Source organism: Streptomyces sp. NPDC090499, from assembly GCF_044769305.1.
Lineage (GTDB): Bacteria > Actinomycetota > Actinomycetes > Streptomycetales > Streptomycetaceae > Streptomyces.
The window spans coordinates 790793-805755 of sequence record NZ_JBIVXP010000002.1 but is presented as its reverse complement, the minus strand read 5'-3'; the positions used below and the strand labels follow the sequence as shown (position 1 = coordinate 805755).

The 14963-nt window shown below is 72.3% G+C and carries 9 protein-coding genes and 4 pseudogenes; 7 read left to right on the top strand and 6 right to left on the bottom strand.

Annotation, left to right across the window (positions count from 1 at the left end):
• Positions 1-198 precede the first annotated feature (198 nt).
• Positions 199-579, bottom strand: coding sequence for a hypothetical protein (locus tag ACIQVL_RS11970; RefSeq protein ID WP_403475206.1), 381 nt, complete (start codon positions 577-579; stop codon positions 199-201).
• A gap of 72 nt (positions 580-651) precedes the next feature.
• Between ACIQVL_RS11970 and ACIQVL_RS11965 the strand changes: the two are divergent.
• Positions 652-1205: pseudogene (locus tag ACIQVL_RS11965) on the top strand (transposase family protein); the annotation flags it as partial.
• A gap of 1 nt (position 1206) precedes the next feature.
• Here the strand turns inward: ACIQVL_RS11965 and ACIQVL_RS11960 are convergent.
• The 3 pseudogenes from ACIQVL_RS11960 to ACIQVL_RS11950 all read right to left on the bottom strand — a co-directional run.
• Positions 1207-1335, bottom strand: a pseudogene (locus ACIQVL_RS11960) (IS256 family transposase); the annotation flags it as partial.
• 814 nt (positions 1336-2149) lie between these two features.
• Positions 2150-2374, bottom strand: a pseudogene (locus ACIQVL_RS11955) (transposase); the annotation flags it as partial.
• Positions 2371-2616 (bottom strand): annotated as a pseudogene (locus ACIQVL_RS11950) (multiprotein-bridging factor 1 family protein); the annotation flags it as partial. The pseudogenes ACIQVL_RS11950 and ACIQVL_RS11955, both read right to left, overlap by 4 nt.
• 146 nt (positions 2617-2762) lie before the next feature.
• On the opposite strand from ACIQVL_RS11950, the gene ACIQVL_RS11945 reads away from it, so the two are divergent.
• The 6 genes from ACIQVL_RS11945 (at position 2763) to ACIQVL_RS11920 (ending at position 12437) form a co-directional block, all read left to right on the top strand.
• Positions 2763-3206, top strand: coding sequence for an ATP-binding protein (locus tag ACIQVL_RS11945; RefSeq protein ID WP_403475205.1), 444 nt, complete (start codon positions 2763-2765; stop codon positions 3204-3206).
• A gap of 58 nt (positions 3207-3264) precedes the next feature.
• Entirely contained in the window at positions 3265-4809 is a 1545-nt protein-coding gene (locus tag ACIQVL_RS11940; protein ID WP_403475204.1) for a TIGR02677 family protein, read from the top strand.
• On the top strand, positions 4806-6029 hold the full coding sequence (locus ACIQVL_RS11935; RefSeq protein ID WP_403475203.1) for a TIGR02678 family protein: 1224 nt from the start codon (positions 4806-4808) through the stop codon (positions 6027-6029). Before ACIQVL_RS11940 ends, ACIQVL_RS11935 begins: the two co-directional genes overlap by 4 nt.
• A gap of 8 nt (positions 6030-6037) precedes the next feature.
• A complete protein-coding gene (locus ACIQVL_RS11930; protein ID WP_403475202.1) occupies positions 6038-10231 on the top strand; it encodes a TIGR02680 family protein in 4194 nt (1397 codons plus the stop codon).
• Positions 10222-11481 carry a TIGR02679 family protein gene (locus ACIQVL_RS11925; protein ID WP_403475201.1) on the top strand — a complete coding sequence of 420 codons (1260 nt, stop codon included), beginning with the start codon at positions 10222-10224 and terminating at the stop codon, positions 11479-11481. The genes ACIQVL_RS11930 and ACIQVL_RS11925 overlap by 10 nt, the downstream gene beginning before the upstream one ends.
• 485 nt (positions 11482-11966) lie before the next feature.
• Entirely contained in the window at positions 11967-12437 is a 471-nt protein-coding gene (locus ACIQVL_RS11920; RefSeq protein ID WP_403475200.1) for a hypothetical protein, read from the top strand.
• Positions 12438-12691: 254 nt separating this feature from the next.
• On the opposite strand, the gene ACIQVL_RS11915 is transcribed toward ACIQVL_RS11920, so the two are convergent.
• Complete coding sequence (locus ACIQVL_RS11915; RefSeq protein ID WP_403475199.1) at positions 12692-14188, bottom strand: carboxylesterase/lipase family protein; 1497 nt, start codon at positions 14186-14188, stop codon at positions 12692-12694.
• A 42-nt stretch (positions 14189-14230) separates the two neighbouring features.
• A complete protein-coding gene (locus ACIQVL_RS11910; protein WP_403430547.1) occupies positions 14231-14878 on the bottom strand; it encodes a TetR/AcrR family transcriptional regulator in 648 nt (215 codons plus the stop codon).
• Positions 14879-14963 lie beyond the last annotated feature (85 nt).

The window sequence follows — 14963 nt, the reverse complement described above, 5'->3', positions numbered from 1 at the left end:
CGACGACACGACACGCCACCACTCCCACCGAACCACCCGCACTATGCCTGACCAGCGAAAACACCGCCCTCATGTCCGGAAAGACAACAGCGTCTTAGCCAGATGATCTGCTGGACACTGCCCCACCACCAGCCCGAGCACCCCCACCCACCGTCACACTAAGGAGTTGTCCCGTAAGCGGGTTCCGCGGTCAGGGCTTCAGAGGAAGCCCAGCGGGACGTTCTTCTCAATGCAGAGCCGCAGGACGCCCGCCAGCTGGCGGGCGTCCTCGATGTGCTGGAAGAGCTGGTCGCCGCCCTCCTGTGCCCACTGGTCGGTGATCGCTTCCAGCCGGACCAGAATAGACGCGCACTCGGCAGGTGAAAGGTCGTCGCCGCCGGCATCCGGATGATCGAGGAGTGGCTCCAGAGCGGTGGACACCTGGTTCCACGGGCGTTCGCCGCCGAAGCCTGACATCTCGGAGAGGACGACCCCCTCGGCCTCGGCCAGACGCCGCCGGAACGCGGCGAAGCCGCTGTAGGACCAGGAGACATCCGGACTGCCGTTGTCCCCGTCGCCAGGGAAAAGAACCAGTCCCATGTGCCCTCCTTGCTTGTCGAGCACACAGGATCGAGGACGCTGGGCAGCGCCTGCAACTGGAATGATCTTGGTGTGGCTGGTGTGATCACGGCGTCGGAGCCGTCCTGGATAGCCCCGTTCACCGGGCTGAGCCGGCGGCAGTTCGGCAAGCTGGTGACGGTGCTGCGACGCGGGGGCGCGGACGCGGTCCGCAAAGGCGGCCGTGGAGTCTTCCGCTGGAGGATCGGGCCCTGCTGGTCGCCGCGTACTGGCGCACGAACCTCACGATGCGGCAACTCGCGCCGCTGTTCGGGGTGTCGAAGTCGGCGGCGGGCCGGATCATCGACCACCTGGGGCCGATGCTCGCGCACCAGCCCCGCAAGCGGTTCGCCAAGGACACCGTGCTCATCGTCGACGGCATCCTGGTGCCCATCCGGGACCACACTGTGGCCGAGCGGTCGAAGAACTATCGGTACTCCACCAACCACCAGGTCGTCATCGACGCCGACACACGGCTGGTCGTCGTGGTCGGCCGGCCGCTCGCCGGCAACCGCAACGACTGCAAGGCGTGGGAGGAGTCTGGCGCCAAGGCTGCCGCCGGCAAGACCCTCACGATCGCCGACGGCGGCTACCCGGGCACCGGACTCGGGCGTCGGTCTCCGCGGACATGAGCGCATCGGCGAACGTCTTGACCATCGCGCGCAGCAGATCGGGACTCGCCGCCGCGAGGTTGTCCTCGGCGAGGGCGTGCAGGGGCAGACTGTCTGATGCGGTCATCGTGCTGATCTCCTTCGAGCCTAGACATCTCGAAGATCAGCCGGTGGCCGTTCTCATATCCGGACCCTCACTCCGACGCCGGGGCAAACACCCGGATCAGGTGGGAACCGGTACACCACTTCCCTGGACGCAACCGGGACGGGTTACACCGTGTCGAGTGCGTTGCGCTCCTTTCATCTACTCAGGGCAGCGGGGTTCGTGGGGTCTGCTGCACGAATGGGTGACATGCGAACTGGTCTGCCCTGTGGAGTGGGTGGGAAGGATGTCGCTGTGTCCAACCCTTATCCAGCAGAGTTCCGCGAGGATGTCCTGCGGGTGGCCTGGAATGGCGAGCCCGGGTGTGACGGTCGAGCAAGTGGCCGCCGACTTCGGGGTCCACGCGATGGCGCTGTGGGAGCGGATGCGCCGGACGTACATCGACGACGGAGCCAACACCGGAACCAACAGCCAGGAGAGTGCGGAACTACGGGAAGCACGTCGGCGCGTCGGGTTTTCTGGAGCGGGAGGCCGAGGCCCTGCGCCGAGCCGCTGCCTATCTGTCGCAGGCGCACCTTCCTCGAAGAGGATCTACCCGGTCGGAAAAGAGCCGGCCGCCGGAGGGGTGCCCGCCACGTACCCCCTCAAGCTCGCCTGCCGACTCTACTATCGCTGGCTCGATCAGCCGGTGCTCCGGCGCAGTGGCGAGCACCATTGGGGCCCTGCGTTGCGGCATGTCCGCGTGGTAGAAATCTGATGCTGTTGCCACGCTCTGACCGCTTCCGCCGACCAGTTGCCCTCGGACACTACTGACCTTGAATGCGTGATGTCGTCCTGCTGGTGGGCGCCGGAGGCCGGTGCCGGTGAGGCGGCCGTCGAGGTTGTCGGGGCGGTACTGAAGCTGGCGCAGGCCGCGTCGGACGGCGGTGATCAGGTCGTTCGGATCGGCGAAGGCACGGTTGGCTGTGGTGGTGCGCCGCAGGACGGACCAAATGCCTTCGACCGGGTTGAGGTCGGGTGAGTAGGGCGGCAGCTGGAAGACTGTGAGCCAGTGGCGTTCAGCCCCTCCGCCCCCAGCGCCTCGTCCGCCTTGTCGATGGTTCTGGGGGACGGGATTCGCCGGCCCTGCTCGAACGATGCGACCGTGGACGCGGAGTAGCCGATCCGGCGGCCCAACTCCTCGCGTTCCAGGCCCGCCCGCAGCCGCAACGTCTTCATGGTCTGGCCGAACGCGGCGACCACGCCCCGGCCCGAGGCGTCCGCCGCCTGGCCCGCGGAGTTCTCTTCGTCCGTCACCTCGGTCACCCCTACCGCCTCCCTGCCCCAACGCCCTTGTCCGGGACGGCGTCACGCCGCGCCGCTCGTACTCGTACCGCCATCGCGCGTACAACCGGCCCGCGTCAGTGCGTCACCGCTGGTCACGCTACGCGACCGCGGACACCGTTGTCGGCATGACGAACAAACCCGGCAGCGACTTCGAGATGCGCTTCACCTCCACCCCGCGCGGCGCCCGGCTCGCCCGCAGGCCGGCCGCGCACCGGCTGGACAGCTGGGGGATCCCGTACGGCGGCGGCCCGCACGAGGCGATCGCGCTGGTCGTCGGCGAGCTGAGCGCCAACGCGGTGCGGCACGGGCATGTGTCCGGCCGGGACTTCCACCTGCGTCTGTACGTGACCGGACCCGCTCGTACGGTGGTCCGGATCGAGGTCACCGACACCCGTGCCGAACGCACACCGCCCCGCCCGGAGGCCCTGCGCGCGCCGGACCCCGAGGACACCGCGGGCCGGGGGCTGGTCCTCGTCGCGGGGCTCGCGTCCCGCTGGGGCTGGCACGCGCGGTCCGACGGGCCGGGCAAGACGGTGTGGGCGGAGTGCGCGGCCACACCCCTGGTGTGAGACGAAAACCGGACATCACGCACCGGTGAGGGCGGTGGTCGGGAACAATGGACCCACGATGACCTCGCCCGACTACAGCCCGTTCGCGCACCTCACTACGCCCAACTCCGCCCTCTACCGCCAGGTCATGCGGGCGTTCCTCGCCGCCAAGGAGCGATTCGCGGTGCATCTGCGGCCGGAGGACGTGTTCGCGGCGCTGGACGCGGACGCACGGCCCGGTGACGTCGAGTCGGTGGTGACGGCGCTGGACAGGCTCGTGGGATGGGGAAACCTCCGGGCCGATCCCGACCACGCCCGGGTGACGGCGGTCGAGGACTTCTACCGCAGGCGGTTCATCTACCAGCTCACCCGGGCCGGTGAGGCGGCTGAGGCGGCGCTCGGGACGTACGACGCGACGCTCGGCCGGCGCGGGGAACTCCAGGCGGTCGCGCTGCACGACATCGTGACGCAGCTGCGAGCGCTGCTGGTGATCGCCCAGGAGGACGAGCCGGACCCGGCCAAGGTACATATCGCGCTGTCCGTCCTCACGGCTCGCTTCACCGACCTCGCGGACAACGCGCGTGCCTTCATGGGGTCGTTGCAGCGCACCATCGACCTGCACGACATCGAGGTCGAGGCTTTCCTCGCCTACAAGGACAGGCTGATCCAGTACCTGGAGCGGTTCATCCAGGATCTGATCACCCTCGGTGGACGGATCGCCCTGCTCATCGGAGAACTGGAGGAACAGGGGAGGGTGGAGCCGCTGCTGGCCCTCGCCGCCGGGCGGGAGGCCGCCGACGCCGCTCCCGAGGAGGCGGAGCGGGCCGAAGCAGTGGCGTACGAGAGATGGGTGGCGCGCTGGTCCGGGCTCGCCCAGTGGTTCGTGTCGGAGGAGGACCGGGAGTCGCAGGCCCGGCTGCTGCGCGGGCGCGCTCTCGGCGCGATTCCGCAACTTCTCGCCGTCGTACGGCAGTTGAACGAGCGGCGGGCCGGGCGCTCGGACCGCTCCGCCGACTTCCGCACGCTGGCGCGCTGGTTCGCCCAGGCGCCTGACGACGAGACGCGGCACCGGCTGTGGCGGGTGGCCTTCGGGCTGCACTCGTCCCGGCACCTCACCGTCGACGCCGAGACCCTCGCCGAACGCGCCGCCGCCCCGGAGCCTGCCGCCACGCCTTGGGCCAAGGCGCGGCCCCTGCGGATCAGCCCCCAGCTGCGCCGCACCGGAAGCTATGAACGCCGGGGCAGGCCGCGCAGGGTCGCCGACCGGGGCGAGGCGAAACGGCGGCTCGCCGAACTCGCGGCCCGGCAGACGGCTCAGGCCGGACAGGCCCGCGACCGGCTCGCGACGGGCGGGCCGGTACGGCTGTCCCGGCTGGGAGAACTCGACCCCGTCGCCTTCCAGTTGTTCCTGCGCCTGCTCGGCGACGCCCTCGCCACCTGGCGGCCCGGTATGACCACCACGACGGCGACCAGTTCGGATGGTTCGATGGAGGTACGGCTGACCGCGCTCGACGACGGCACGATGGCCGAAGTGCACACTCCCGAAGGGGTGTTCAGCGGACCCGACCATCTGATCGATATCGTCGACCTCACCGCGACCGGGGAGACGGGGGAGGGCCGATGACCAGCCCTTCCGGCCCCTCCGGTCCCCTGGCGGAGGTCCTCGAAGGCCAGCGCGAGGCCGAACTCCAGCGTGCCGCACGCGCGTTGCTGAAGGAACCGCTGCTGACCGCCGACGGGCCGTACACCGACGAGTTCCGGCTGGTGCGCCGGCACGCCCCCGCGCTGCGCGACTGGTTCGAACGCAACGTCGGCTGGACGCTCCGAACCGACGCCGATGCGGCCCGGCTGCGCAAGACACCCGGCACCCTCACCGACGCCACCCACCCCGCCCGCGAGGCGGCCCGCACCGCCCTGCCCTTCACCCGCCGCCGCTACGTCCTGCTCTGCCTGACCCTCGCCGCCCTGGAGCGCGGCGAGGCCCAGGTCGCCCTCGGCCGCCTCGCCGAACAGGTCGTCCTGGCCGCCGCCGACCCCGAACTCCTCGCCGCCGGAATCGAGTTCACCCTGGAGCGGCGCGACGAACGCCTCGACCTCGCCGCCGTCGTGCGCCTGCTGCTGCGGCTCGGGGTGCTGCGGCGGGTCGCCGGTGACGAGGAGGCGTACGTCAGCGGCTCCGGCGACGTGCTGTACGACGTACGCCGACGCGTCCTCGCGGGGATGCCCGCTGCCCTGCGCGGCCCCTCCCTGATCGAGGCCGAGGACTTCGCGGAACGCCTGACGGAGATGACGGCGCGGACCGCCCTCGACAGCGACGAACTGCGCTTCCGTGCCATCCGCTGGACACTGACCCGCCGCCTCCTCGACGACCCCGTGCTCTACTACGACGACCTCACCGACGACCAACTCGCCTATCTCACCCGGCAACGCGGCTTCATCACCGCCCGGATCACCGAACTGACCGGCCTGGTCGCAGAGGTGCGGGCCGAAGGCATCGCCATGGTCGACCCGCTGGACGACCTGACCGACGTACGCATGCCGGAACAGGGCACCCACGGCCACATCACCCTGCTCCTCGCCCAGCACCTGGCCCAGGCCGACCGGCCGGTCACGGTCGCCGAACTGGCCGCGCACGTGCGTGCACTTGCGGTGGAGCACGGCAACTTCTGGTCGAAGACGGCCCGCGAGCCGGGAGCCGAACCCGCGCTCGTGGCTCAGGCCCTGACCAAGCTCCAGGCCCTCGGACTCGCCGAGGACACCCCGCGAGGCGTCGTGCCCCGCCCCGCCCTCGCGCGGTACGCGGTCGGCGACGCCGTCATCACCACCACCGGCGACGAAAGGTGACCCCCGCCGTGACCGCCCCGCCCGAGCAGACCGTACGCACCGAGCCCCCGGCGTTCGTGCTGCCCGCCCCCGCGCCCGGCCGGTGGCGGCCCCTGCGGATCGGGCTCGTCGACCTGTTCCACTACGACGTCGAGGAGTTCTGGTTCCGCGACGGCCGGCTGCTGCTGCGTGGCAACAACGGCACCGGCAAGTCGAAGGTGCTTGCCCTCACCCTGCCGTTCCTGCTCGACGGAGACCTCTCCGCGCGCCGTGTCGAGCCCGACGGCGACCCCGGCAAGCGCATGGAGTGGAACCTGCTCCTGGGCGGCGAACACCCTCACCCGGAGCGTCTCGGCTACACCTGGATCGAGTTCGGCCGGCTCGACGACACCACCGGCGAGGCCCACTTCCGCACCCTGCTGTGCGGTCTGAAGGCCGTCGCCGGACGCGGTATCGCCCGCCACTGGTTCGCCGTCACCACCCAGCGGATCGCCGGCGGACTCGACCTGCTCGACGCCACCGGCACCGCCCTGTCCCGGGACCGGCTCGCCGAGGCCATCGGCGACCACGGCATGGTGTACGACACTGCCAAGGCGTACCGCCGCGCGGTCGACGAGGCCCTGTTCGGGCTGGGGGAGCGGCGCTACGGCGCACTCGTCGACCTGCTCATCCAGTTGCGCCAGCCCCAGCTGTCCAAGCGGCCCAACGAGGCAGCGCTGTCCCGGGCGTTGACGGAGGCGCTGCCGCCGATGGACCAGGCGGTCGTCGCCGACGCGGCGGAGGCGTTCCGGTCGTTGGACGAGGAGAAGGAGGAGCTGCGGGCGGCCCGCGAGGCCCAGCAGGCGTCGTCGGCGTTCCTCGACCACTACCGGCGCTACGCCCGCATCGCCGCCCGCCGCCGGGCCCGCCTGCCCCGCGCCGAACATGCCCGCTACGAACACCTCCAACGGGAACTCGTCAGGGCACAGGCCGACCACGATCAGGCCGTCACCGACCGTACCGAGGCGCAGGACCGCGCGACGGCGCTCGCCGAGCGGGCGGCACGGATCGGCGCCCAGGACGCGGCACTGCGCTCCGGGCCCGAGATGCGCGACGCCCGCGCTCTCGACCAGGCAGCGGCCGACGCCTCCCGCACCGCAGGGGACGTCGTCCGCTCCGAGGCGGACCGGCAGCAGGCCGCCGAAGCGCACACCCGGGCCCTAGGGCGGCTCGCCACCGCCACGAACCGGCTGACCACCGCCCAGGAAGCCCTGGACGACATCGAAGGCAGGGTCGCCGACAGCGCGGCGGCGGCCCGCATCGACGTACCCCGGACCTCCGGAGCCCCTGCCCCGGTCCTGCGCCGGGCCGCCGACGAGGCCATGGCGAGCAGACGGCGGGCCGTGGACCATGTGGAGACCCTGGTGACGGCGGCCGAACGCGCGGAGGAGGCCCGCAGGGCCGCCCGGCTGCGCGCCGACGAGGCCGACGAGGAGGCCGGGCGCGGCGCGGTACAGCTGGCCGAGGCGGAGGAGGCGGTCGCGGAGGCCGGACACGCCCTGGTCGCAGCCGTCCGGGAGAAGCTGTCGGGGTTCGCGGAGCTGCGCGTCGACGGGCTACCGGGGCTGCTCGACGCCGTGCAGGGCTGGACGAGTACCCTGGACGGACCCCATCCGGCCCGACTCGCCGCCACCACCGCACACCGCGTCCTCGGCGCCCGACTGGCCGACCGGGCCGCCGCCCTGACCCAGTCGGAGAAGGCCACCGCCGAACGCCTGCGCCGGGGCGCCGAGCAACTGGCCGCTCTGGAAACCGGCGGACAGCGCGGACCGGCCGCCCCGCACACCCGCACCGCCGACGTCCGCACCCGCGCCCTCGGCGCCCCGCTGTGGCGTCTCATCGACTTCCGCCCGCATGTGACGAAGGCGCAACAGGCTGGCTTGGAGGCCGCGTTGGAGGCCTCCGGGCTCCTCGATGCCTGGGTGCGGCCGGACGGCACGGCGGTGTCGGCGCACGGCCACGACGTCCTTCTCGATCCCCTCGACCTGCCCACCGGCAATGGACTCGACCGCGCGCTGTGCCCGGCCGTCGACCACGCCGACGCCGGAGCCGCGGCCGTCGGCGAGCAGACCGTCCAGCGCCTGCTGGCCGCCATCGCGCTGGTGGACGCGGACCAGGAGGGTGACAGCCGTACCTGGGTCTGTGTCGACGGCCGCTTCCGGGTCGGCGCGCTCACCGGCGGCTGGGCCAAGGACAGCGCCCAGTACGTGGGGGAGAAGGCCCGGGAACAGGACCGCAGGAACCGGATCGCCGAACTGCGCATCGAGCAGGCGGCCATGGAGGCCGAACGGGAGCAACTCGTCGAGCAGCGACGGGTGGTGTCCGAACGGCGCACCGTCCTCGACGCCGAACTCGCCGCCGTACCCGGCGAGGACGACCTGCGCCGCGCCCACGCCTGGCTCGGCGCGGCGGCCGAAACCGTCCACCGGGCCCGTACCCGGCAGCGGGAGCGGGCCGCCGAACTGTCCCGCGCGGCGACCGAAGCCGACCGCACGGCCAACGAACTCAGCGACACGGCAACCGACCTGAACCTTCCCGCCGGGCGGGACGGTCTGGCGGCCGTGCGGCACGCGCTCGCCGACCACGCCGTGCACCTCGCCGCGCTCTGGCCCGCCTCGCGCGAGCGCGCGGACGCCGAGCGGGCGGTCGACGGGGAACGCACCGAGACCGACCGCGCCGAGCGGCTCGTCGCAGAGCTCGCCGAACGCGCCACGGAGGCGGCCCGCCTCGCCGCGGCCGCCGACGAACACCTGCGCACCCTCCGCTCGACCGTCGGAGCGGCCGTCGCCGAACTCCAGCGGCTGCTGGAGGAGACCGGGGAAGCCGCACGCGCCTGCGAGCGCGAACAGCAGCGCGCCCAGGAGGACATCCAGGCCGCCGACCGGCAGGCCGGGCATGCCGAGGGGCGCATCGAACGGCTCGCCGAGGACGTCACCGACGCCACCGCCGCCCGCGAACGGGCCGTCGCCGCGCTCCAGCGGTTCACGGCGACCGGACTGCTCGCCGTGGCCCTCCCCGACCTGCCCGTACCGGACGAGGACGGCGGACCCTGGGCGGCCACCCCCGCCGTGACCCTCGCCCGCGCCATCGAGTCCCGCCTCGCCACGACCGAGGACTCCGACGCGGCCTGGGAACGTATCCAGCGATATCTCAGCGAGGAACTCGGGCGGCTCCAGGACGCGCTGTCCCGGCACGGCCACACCGCCACGGCCCGCCCCGGCGAGGACGGCATGCGCGTCGACATCGTCTACCAGGGCCGCGAACGCGCCGTACCCGAGCTCGCCGAAGCCCTCGCCACCGAGGTCGCCGAACTGACCCGCATCCTGTCCGCGCACGAACGCGAGATCCTGCAGACCCACCTGATCACCGAGGTCGCCGGCACCCTTCAGGAACTGATCGGCTCGGCCGAACGCCAAGTACGTGCCATGAACAGGGAGCTGGAGGAGCGCCCGACGTCCACGGGCATGAAGCTGCGCCTGGTCTGGCGCGCCTCCCGCCGCGCCCCGCAGGGGCTGGCCCAGGCCAGGGACCGGCTGCGCCAGTCCGCCGACGCCTGGTCACCCGAGGACCGGGCCGCCGTCGGCGCCTTCCTCCAGGAGCAGATCGCCCGCCGGCAGGCCGACGACCGTACCGGCAGCTGGCAGGAGGACCTCACCGCCGCCCTCGACTACCGCGCCTGGCACGAGTTCGGCGTAGAGCGCCACCAGCACGGCAGATGGGTACCGGCCACCGGCCCCGCCTCCGGCGGCGAACGCGTCCTCGCCGCGTCCGTCCCCCTGTTCGCCGCCGCCTCCTCCCACTACGCGAGCGCGGGCGGCGCCCACGCCCCGCGCCTCGTCACCCTCGACGAGGCGTTCGCGGGCGTCGACGACGACTCCCGCGCCAAGTGCCTGGGCCTGTTGCGCGCCTTCGATCTCGACGTCGTCATGACCAGCGAACGCGAGTGGGCCTGCTACCCACAGGTCCCCGGCATCGCCATCGCCCAGCTGTCCCGGGTCGACGACATCGACGCCGTACTCGTGACCCGGTGGGAGTGGGACGGTGGCGAACGGCGACGCGGCCCCGAGCCCGGGACCACCGCGGGCCCGGCACCGATTCCTGCCCCATTCCCCGGCCCGGCCCATGAAGCCGACGCGCTCGACGCTTTCCGTGCCACGGTGGAACCGGGGACCCCGTGGACGTGAACCCGTCGGCGGCCGAGGCGAACGTCGACGCTGAACGGCTCGGACGGCTGCTCGGGGACCCGGGGCTGGCCTGGTTCCTGGAGCGCGTCAGGCAGCGGATGGCGGCCGGACGGCCCCTCACCGGGACGGTCACTCTGGCAGGCCCCGACGACCTCCAACGCCGAGCCGCCGAGCGACTGCTGGGACGCCCTCCGAGCGCCGGACGGTCCCTGACCGTGCGCCTCGACACGGTGGACGAGGTCCTGCGCCGCTCCGGCGTCAGCCCCGACGGCCTGGAGACCGCCGTGGTCGCCCTCACCGGGCCGGTCGTACCGCGCGCGGAGACACGGGACAGACTTTCCGAGGCGTGGGAGACGGCACTGGCCCCGCTCGCCGCCGTGAACGCCGAACTGGCCGACTGGGCCGGCCGGATCCGCGAGGACGGCCTCGTACGGCGACTCGCCCGCACCCCCGAGGCCGCGGGCCTCCTCGTCACCTCCGCCGTGCGGGCACTGCGCGCACTGCCGGCCGACCCCCCGATGTCACGGGCGGCGTTCGCGGCGCTGCGGCTGGCCGGCGCCCACGCCCTGGACGAAGGAACCCCGCTCGCCACGCTCGTGCTCTCCGGGATCCGTGCGCTCTCCGGCTTCCCCGACGGAGCCGGCGCCGAGTGGCGACGCGAGGCCTGGGCTTCGGCCGGACTCCTCAAGGACGACGTGTCATCCACCGTCCTCACCCTCAACCTGCGCGGCACACCTGCTCTCGACTGGATGGCCGACGAGGGCGAACCCACGGTCCTGACGCTGCGTTCCCTCACCCGCCGGACCGCGAACGGGATCACGACGGCGACCGGAGACGTCCACGTGTGCGAGAACCCGGCCGTCCTGTCCGCCGCCGCCGACGCCCTCGGCCCGGCATGCCCGCCCATGGTGTGCCTTCAGGGACAGCCCTCGGCGGCGGCGCTCACCCTGCTGCGCGGCCTGTCCGCACGCGGAGCGGTTCTCCTCCACCACGCGGACTTCGACTGGGGAGGGGTGCGCATCGCCACCGCCCTCGGGCGAGTGGCCCCATGGCGCCCCTGGCGGTACGAGGCCGCCGACTACCAGGCGGCCGTGACGGGGATGAGTGAGCCTCAGTACCTCTCAGGCACGGCCGCCGCGACACCGTGGGATCCGCGCTTGGCCACCGCGATGACCGAGCACGGAGTACGTGTCGAAGAGGAGCTGATCCTTGATGTTCTGCTCTCGGACCTGCGGACCGCGGCACACTGACAGACGTGAGACGGCTCCGAGACTCCTCGACCAGCGGTTGACGAGCCGCCGGGCGTCGACAAGCTTGCGCAGCACCGGCCACAGCTGGAGAAGCAGCTCCACATCCCTTCCGCCCGAATGAGATTGGATTGTTGACCATGACGCTCGTTTGACGCTCTGGGCGCCAGCAAGCAGGGCAGAGAGCCGAGAAATCGACTCTGACCTGGGCTGTTGCGTGACCCGCACGGGCCCACATCTTTCCGATGACGCATCATGTGGAGTGCGTGGCGATTCTGGAGCCGGACGGGAAGGGTTCCTGACCTGCGGTTTTGCGCGTGCGCACTGTGTGTGGTGCGGGGGTTGCGGGAGCGGGGTCGACCCGGTCGGACCTCAGGCTCTGTCGGACATGCCCGCACCCGGAGTCTCCGGGTGCGGGCATGTGAGGAAAGCCGGATCGTCAGTCGAGCTGCGTCACCTTCGGCACATCACCGCCGGCCGAGGCGTCGGTGGCGCCGGACCTCGGGTACGACCGGGGCACGGGCCGGCTGACCGTCGTCACACCGTTCTCCAGCGGGTACGAGGTGCGGCCCGCCCTGTGGGGAGCCGTCCGGACGGAGTCGGAGACACGCTGCTACGCCCTGGCCTTCAGGCGCGACACGGGCGGCTGGCGGGCCGAGGTCACCGCTCGGCCGAACGCGGACTGCACGCGCCGGCAGCCGGTCACCGGCGCGGCCCAGGCCGCCCAAGCCGCCCCGCGCACCCTCGCCCAACCGGACGCGGCCCGCTCCGAGGTCCAGCGACTCCTCGCATCGGCCGCCAGCACCGCCGACGGCCGTGCCTACGATGTGGCCACCGTGACCGACCTCGTGCACGCTGCCGGACAGCAGCAGTGCTACCGGTTCACCCGGAACACCGATTCCCACGACACCGCCCCCGCCACCGCCCTCCCGGTGGCCGCCGCGCACTGCGCCGCTTGAGCGAGTGGCGTCGAGACGGAAGGATGCAACGGGGTAGCAGCCGATCCGGACGGCGGCTGCTCTTGATCGCGCCGCCGCCGGCCCGCCGAGCGAACGACCTGACCCCGGAACGGTCTGGGACGACGTCGAGGTGACGTAGCCGAATCGTCCTGGCTCTGACGTGCTTCTTCGTTTCACAACGTGCGGGGCGGGTCTGCCGTACGAGCAGCGGTGTGACGTTCCCTCGGTCTTTCGGGGAGCTGTCGTCCACCGTGTCAGCGCAGGTCGGCCCACAGGGCCCGGAGTTCGCCGCGTGGATCACGGCTGGTGGTCGGTGAGGTTGCAAAGCGCCGAACGGACCGGTGTGGTTCGCCGTAGGCGGCCCAGCCGGGATCGCCGGTGGTGGCGAAGGACACCCAGGCGGCGTGCATGCTCTCCGCGATCGCCTGCGGCGGGCTGTCGCCGAGCAGGGGCGCGAAGGCCGGGTCGGCCAGGTTGTCGAAGACGAAGGGGACGTCCAGCGCATGGCACGCGCCCAGCGCGCCGTCGAAGGCGGGGGAGGGCCAGGCGAACTCGTAGACGAAGGCGCGAGCACCGTGGCGTGCCTGGGCCTCGGCCAGGCGCAGCGCGGGCAGGCGGTAGAACCAGTCGGTGGCGATGTCCGCGAACACCTCGCCGGGGCTCGCTCCGGGGGCAGCGGCGCGGTAGGCGGCGACGCCGCTGCCGGGCGGCAGGCCGTACGCGGCGGCGGTGCGTTCCACGAGTTCGTCGGTCACCAGGCCACTCAGCCCGGAGACCACGGTGAACAGGCGGAACTCGTCACTGGTCCAGCCCACCAGGACGTCGACACCCGCCGCCGCGCCCGCGGCGATCGCGTCCGTCGGCGCGTGGGGAAGGGTGTCGTTGTCGACCACCGGTTCGAAGGGCATCAGGTTGCGTGCGGCCTCACCCCACAGTGCCGGGTCGGGGCGGGCGGAGATCTCGCCGCGCAGCCGGAGCTGCGCGGCCAGCACTCGGTCGACGGGCACGGCGGCGAGGGCGGGCCGGGTCGGCGGTATCCCGAGGGTCGCCGCGAGGCGGGCGGCGACCAGGGCGGCGCTCTCGGAGGAGAGCGCGTGGTGGGCCGCTCCGCTCTGCAGCGCCGCGCGGTGGAAGAGGCCCTTCGCCGCGGGCATGGCCAGCAGGGCGCCGATGCTCATGGCGCCGGCCGACTGGCCGAACACGGTGACGCGGTCGGGGTCCCCGCCGAAGGAGGCGATGTTGTCGCGGACCCATCCGAGCGCGGCGATCTGGTCCAGCAGACCCAGGTTTGCCGCTGCGGGGTCGCCGGGCCCGAGGTGCAGGAAACCCTCCACGCCCAGGCGGTAGTTGAGGGTGACCAGGACGACGCCGTCGCGGGCGAACGCGGTGCCGTCGTAGCCGGTGAGCGAACCGCAGCCGTTGCTGAAGGCCCCGCCGTGGAGCCAGACCAGGACCGGCAGCGGCCCGACCGGATCCGGGGTCCACACGTTGAGGTTGAGGAAGTCGTCGCCCGGGACGAGTGTCTCGGGGAGCAGGCGGTCCATCGGCGGCGGGTACGGTGCCTGAGGCGCGGTGGGGCCGTACGCGTCGGCGTCGCGGATCCCGTCCCACGCGGCCGGCGGCCGCGGGGGTGCGAAGCGCAGCGGCCCGGTGGGAGCGGCCGCGTAGGGGATGTTCCTGAAGGCGGCGGTCCCGGCAGGGCCGGTGACACCGCGGACCAGGCCGTGGCGGGTCGCGAGGACCGGTCGCATGAGCACTCCTTCGCGCGGAGGGGGTACGGGGAGCCGGTTCGGTCAGTGTCCGGCGCTGACGATGCGCAGCGCGAACTGCGCGTACTGCTCGGCGACCTGTTCGCGGGTGCGCCGGAGGGCGGGGCCGAACCACTGCGCGACCTGCACCCCGAGGCCGCCGATCGCGGTGACCGCCAGCAGCGGGTCGTCGAGCTCGAACTCACCGTTCTTGATGCCGCGTTCGAGGACGTCGGCGAGCAGGCGGCGGCACTCCTCGCGCAACCGGAGCGAGGGCGCGGCCAGTTCGGGTGACAGGGAGTGCAGTTCGCTGTTGGTGACCACCGCCAGCAGTGGATGGTCGGTGTGGAGCAGCACATGGGCACGGACCAGCGCGGCCAGTTGCCGGGCGGCGCTGTCGTCACGGGTGCCGTCGGCCGCCTCCGCCAGCCGGGTCCGCATCTCCTCGTGTCCGATGCGCACCAGCTCGGCCAGCACGTGCCCCTTGGACGGGTAGTGCGCGTACAGGGTGGCGGAGTTGATGCCGACCATGCCCGCGATCTGCCGGATCGAGGCGCCCGCGAAGCCGGACTCGGCGAACAGCTCAAGGCCCGCCTCGAGGATCCTGCCCCGGGTGCCCGGCGGTGTGACGCCCTCAGGGAGAACCGCCTCCATCGCGACGACCCGGCGGGGCTCCCAGTCGGGAAGTTCCACGGCTGCTCCTGAAGGCTCGGCGAGATTTCCAACCAATCGATTGGTTGACACCGTAGCCCAGAAGCCGGATGGTGTCTCGCAGCGT